4 protein-coding genes and 2 pseudogenes are annotated in these 4,752 nt (G+C 56.8%); 3 read left to right on the top strand and 3 right to left on the bottom strand.

Annotation, left to right across the window (positions count from 1 at the left end):
* Nucleotides 1–330, top strand: a pseudogene (locus IQ241_RS24895) (IS5-like element ISLesp5 family transposase); the annotation flags it as partial.
* Here IQ241_RS24895 and IQ241_RS24890 read toward each other — a convergent pair.
* Nucleotides 327–1,055: an MFS transporter gene (locus IQ241_RS24890; protein ID WP_193912461.1), complete on the bottom strand. Its 729-nt coding sequence runs from the start codon at nt 1,053–1,055 to the stop codon at nt 327–329. The pseudogene IQ241_RS24895 and the gene IQ241_RS24890 sit on opposite strands and share 4 nt — an antisense overlap.
* A gap of 363 nt (nt 1,056–1,418) precedes the next feature.
* Here IQ241_RS24890 and IQ241_RS24885 point away from each other — a divergent pair, with 363 nt between their 5' ends.
* Nucleotides 1,419–1,712 carry a hypothetical protein gene (locus IQ241_RS24885; protein WP_193912459.1) on the top strand — a complete coding sequence of 98 codons (294 nt, stop codon included), beginning with the start codon at nt 1,419–1,421 and terminating at the stop codon, nt 1,710–1,712.
* 10 nt (nt 1,713–1,722) lie between these two features.
* Nucleotides 1,723–2,124: a type II toxin-antitoxin system VapC family toxin gene (locus IQ241_RS24880; RefSeq protein WP_193912457.1), complete on the top strand. Its 402-nt coding sequence runs from the start codon at nt 1,723–1,725 to the stop codon at nt 2,122–2,124.
* Nucleotides 2,125–2,126: 2 nt separating this feature from the next.
* Here IQ241_RS24880 and leuC read toward each other — a convergent pair whose 3' ends face one another.
* Together leuC and IQ241_RS24870 are read right to left on the bottom strand one after the other, a co-directional pair.
* Nucleotides 2,127–3,545, bottom strand: coding sequence for a 3-isopropylmalate dehydratase large subunit (leuC, locus tag IQ241_RS24875; RefSeq protein ID WP_193912455.1), 1,419 nt, complete (start codon nt 3,543–3,545; stop codon nt 2,127–2,129).
* 184 nt (nt 3,546–3,729) lie between these two features.
* Nucleotides 3,730–4,752: pseudogene (locus tag IQ241_RS24870) on the bottom strand (thiamine pyrophosphate-dependent enzyme); the annotation flags it as partial.

The raw sequence follows: 4,752 nt of genomic DNA, 5'->3' as shown, positions 1-4,752 counted from the left end.
GCGATTGACGAGCGCGAGGCGACGGCGGCGATACCGCCGCGCAAGGATGCCAAGATCTGGTTCCACGGCAACCGCAAAGGCCCGGCTCATCCGCGCGATGAGAACCTCAGACGCATCCGCAAAGTGGATCGCTCAGCTTGGAAAGAAGAAGTCAACTATCACCGCCGTTCGCTCAGCGAGACGGGGATGTACCGACTCAAAACCGTTTTCACAGGTGAGGTGTGTGCCAGAAAGATAGCAGCTCAAACCACCGAGTTGATGATTGAATGTAAGGCGCTCAACCGGATGACGCAGCTCGGAATGCCTGATTGCTACCGCGTTGCAGCCTAGAAAACGACCGAGATGGGAAACCCCTGTCCCTTTCTCAATTCATGCAACAAAGCCATCTGCTGTAGCATTACAGAAGTGTATATCAGCACCAGCAGCCTGACGGGAAACTGTGATACCGGTGCGGCTGTATCCCTATCGGTATCGGCTTTGGGGCGCGATGGCTCATAGATTGCCAGCAGGATACCTGGTATCAGCAGCCAGGAAAATAGGTAAATCAGGAAGGGATACCGCCAGCTCAGGTCGGCAATAAACCCGCCCACCGATAGAAATAAAACGCCGCCAAAGCCCATGAAGGCCGCCTGCAAGCCCATGAAGTTGGCACGGGCGTCGCCTTGGTAGTAGTCCGCAATCAGCGTCGTGGCGCTGACCATCACCCCAGCAACCGCTAATCCTAAAAACGCCCGCCCGGCGAGAATCGTAAAGACCGAGTTCAGCACAAAACCCGAGCTACCCGCAAAGCCGTACAGGATGGCGGAGCCCAGCAGCAGCGGCTTACGGCCAACTTTATCGACGATTTGCCCCGCCAGTGGCGAACCGATCACGATGAACAGGGCAGGCACCGTCAGCACCAGCCGCACCCAAAAGTCGGAATTGGCTACCTCTGAGAAATGCGCCTGCATCGCGGGCAAAGAAGGCGAAATCGTAGCGCCCGACATCACCGTCAGCGTGCTGGCAAGCAGAAGTATCGTCTTAATCAGCCTGGAGTTGGGATTTTGAGCAATCATAAAATTTGCCTTGAGGGGTTTACATTTAGAACTGAGTAGCGGCTCCAACGTCGCCGTTCCAGCTCTAATGTCTTGTTGCAGCTGAATAAAAGCGCGATCGCGCCTTCAAATTGTCTTGAGACCTGCGATCGCGGCTTGGCGGATATTGCAATGACGATGAACTCACCCTTACTTTAACTGCCGTAACGCCAGTTTATGCGGTTGTCACTAGCTCCGCGATCACGGCGGAGCTAGTTGCGGTTAAGGACGCATTGCTGCGATGTCCGCTGTATACGCTGATGTTTGGCAAGCAGCAGCAGCGATGGTTAGTTCAGGCATAAAAATTTGGATAGCATAGGAGGATAAAATGAGCTGGCATGAGCTATGACCCCAAACCTCGAAGCCGCGATCGCGGCTATCCAACCTCTTTCACCGACAGAGCGTCAGCAGTTGCTCTGCATCCTTAGCCAGGATGATTTAAGCTCGGATACTCAGGCTGATCTTACAACCCTCAGTACTCAGTTTTGGCAAGGCATCAAGCTAAAACAGCTATCTGGCGACCAAACGCCTAAGGCTGTTTCCAACGTCAAAGATTTAGCCGCTGAATTTTGGCCTGAAGAAGACGCTATCGAAGATTTTCTTACTTTCCTTCGGCAGCAGCGAAAAGAATTAGCTTAGCGGAAATCTCGTGAGCCTTGTCCTTATTGATACTGACATTGCTTCTTTCATCTTTAAGGGGAACAGCTATGCTGACCCTTATCTGCCATTTTTAAGCGGAAAAGAACTAGCACTCTCATTCATGAGCGTTGCCGAACTGTTTCAATGGTCAATTCTGCGTGAATGGGGTCAGTATCAGCTCGAACAATTCGATCAGTACTTGTCCAACTTCATGATTATTCCGGTTGATCAACAGCTTTGTCGAGAGTGGGCACAAGTCCGCGCCAAGCTCCACAAGATAGGGCGACCGATTTCTTCTCAAGATGCTTGGATAGCACCAACGGCTCTACGTTATGACTTACCACTGGTTACTCACAACATCAAGGATTTTCAAGAAATACCCAAACTCGTACTTTATACGCCACCAACCTAATACTATGGCATCAGCTCTCGCACATCGGTGACCTGACCGGTGACTGCGGCTGAAGCCACCATGGCGGGGCTCATCAGCAGGGTGCGACCCGAGGCAGAGCCCTGACGGCCCTTAAAGTTGCGATTAGAAGAGGAAGCGCTGATCTGGCGGCCTTCTAGCCTATCGGGGTTCATCGCCAGACACATCGAGCAGCCCGGCTGCCGCCATTCAAACCCAGCGGCGATAAAGATCTGATCTAGGCCTTCGGCTTCGGCCTGCTGCTTGACCTGCTCTGAACCGGGAACCACAAACGCCTTCACGCCCGCTGCCACCCGTCGCCCCTGGGCCAGCTGGGCGGCCTCCCGCAGGTCGCTGATGCGGCCATTGGTGCAGCTACCGATAAAGCAAACGTCTACTTTAGTTCCCTGAATCGGCTGACCCGGAGCCAGATCCATATACTGATAGGCTTGCTCAGCTAGGGGACGTTCCTCCGGTGCAATCGCGTCGAGGGTAGGGATGGATTCGTCAACGCCGATTCCCTGGCCGGGCGTGATGCCCCAGGTAACGGTGGGCGCGATCGCGCCCGCATCCAGTTTCACAATATCGTCATACTCAGCGTCGGCATCGCTGCGCAGGCTCTCCCACCAGCTCACGGCCTCTGTCCAATTTCCCTTGGGCCAGTTCGCTTTAGGCGCAAAGCAGCGGCCCTGCAAATAGTCGTAGGTGGTCTGGTCGGGGTTGACATAGCCGCAGCGCGCTCCGCCTTCAATCGACATATTGCAGAGGGTCATGCGGCCCTCCATCGACAGACCTTCGATAGTGCTGCCAGCGAATTCGTAGGCATAGCCGACGCCGCCCTTGACGCCAAGCTGACGAATGATATGCAGAATGATGTCTTTGGCATAGACGCCGGGCGGCAGTTCGCCGTTGACCTCAATGCGGCGCACCTTGAGCTTGCCCAGAGCCAGGGTTTGAGACGCCAGCACGTCGCGCACCTGGCTAGTGCCAATGCCAAACGCGATCGCGCCAAAGGCCCCATGAGTCGAAGTATGGCTGTCGCCGCAGGCAATTGTCATCCCCGGCTGGGTCAGACCCTGCTCAGGGGCAATCACATGGACGATGCCCTGGCTGCCTGAGCCTACGTTGTAAAAACGAATCTGATGGGCCTGGGTGTTTTCCTCCAGGGCTGCCATCATCTGCTCGGCTAAGGGGTCGGCAAAGGGACGGGACTGGTCCTCGGTCGGGACGATATGGTCAACGGTGGCCACCGTGCGCTCGGGGAACATCACCTTGAGCCCACGCTCTTTCAGCATGGCAAAGGCTTGGGGGCTGGTTACCTCATGGATCAGGTGGAGCCCGATGAAGAGCTGCGTTTGCCCAGACGGCAGCCGACCGACCGTATGCAAATCCCAAACCTTATCGAACAACGTACCCCTACTCATAGCTGCCTCTGCAAATGTCTCTAAACCTGCCTTCGAAACCGTCTATAGAACCTCTGATAAGCCTGGCTAGAACGCTTTCGTAGTCTCCTATCTTAGCTCAAAGCCTATCGCTTACAGCGGCGATTATCCCATAGAAAGGGCCTTTAGAAAGGGACATCTGGCCCCGGTTCGGAGGAGCGGTTAGGATTGTCATCTTCGGAATCGCCGTCCGGCCGCGCTGGTAGTCCTCTCCCTCGCGGTCGAGATGGGACCAGCGGCCATCCAGCCAATCGGCCTTGTTCGGGCGGTAATCCTTGCCGGCCTCGAATTCCTCGTTCAGATGGGCCTGGAAGGCGGCCTTCATGTCCTCGATCTCGCCTTCGGGGATCAGCCCGTCCTTGACCAGCCGTTCGGTGTAGAGCGACAGCGTGGTCTTGTGCTGCTTGATCTCCTTGTACATCAACGGGTTGGTGAACATCGGCTCGTCGCCCTCGTTGTGACCGAAGCGGCGGTAGCAGAAGACGTCGATCACGACGTCCTTGTGGAACTTCTGCCGGAACTCGGTCGCGACGCGGGCGGCGTGAACGACAGCCTCTGGGTCGTCGCCGTTGACGTGGAAGATCGGCGCCTCGACCATCAGGGCGATGTCGGTCGGATAGGGGCTGGACCGGCTGAAATGCGGCGCGGTGGTGAACCCGATCTGGTTGTTCACGACGATATGGATCGTGCCGCCGGTGCGGTGGCCGCGCAGGCCCGACAGGCCGAAACATTCCGCGACCACGCCCTGGCCCGCAAAGGCCGCGTCGCCATGCAGCAGGATCGGCAGGCAGGATATCCGTTCCGCATCGTTCATCTGGTCCTGCTTGGCGCGGGCCTTGCCCAGAACGACGGGGTTCACCGCCTCTAGGTGGCTGGGATTGGCGGTTAGCGACAGGTGGACGATGTTGCCGTCGAAATCGCGGTCGGACGACGCGCCGAGGTGGTATTTCACGTCGCCGGACCCATCGACGTCCTCGGGCTTGAAACTGCCGCCCTGGAATTCGTTGAAGATGGCGCGGTAGGGCTTTGCCATCACGTTGGCCAGAACGCTCAGCCGGCCGCGATGCGGCATCCCGATGACGATGTCCTTGACCCCCAGGGCGCCGCCGCGCTTGATGATCTGTTCCATCGCCGGAACCACGCTTTCGCCGCCATCAAGGCCGAAACGCTTGGTGCCCATGTATTTGAC

The organism is Vasconcelosia minhoensis LEGE 07310 (assembly GCF_015207255.1).
Taxonomy (GTDB): Bacteria; Cyanobacteriota; Cyanobacteriia; order Phormidesmidales; family Phormidesmidaceae; genus Vasconcelosia; species Vasconcelosia minhoensis.
This window is presented reverse-complemented; position numbering and strand designations above follow the sequence as displayed.

Bases quoted from the DNA above. Each gene is read 5' to 3' on its own strand.
- IQ241_RS24890 (WP_193912461.1), bottom strand. From the start codon at position 1,055: ATGATTGCTCAAAATCCCAACTCCAGGCTGATTAAGACGATACTTCTG.
- IQ241_RS24885 (WP_193912459.1), top strand. From the start codon at position 1,419: ATGACCCCAAACCTCGAAGCCGCGATCGCGGCTATCCAACCTCTTTCA.
- leuC (WP_193912455.1), bottom strand. From the start codon at position 3,545: ATGAGTAGGGGTACGTTGTTCGATAAGGTTTGGGATTTGCATACGGTC.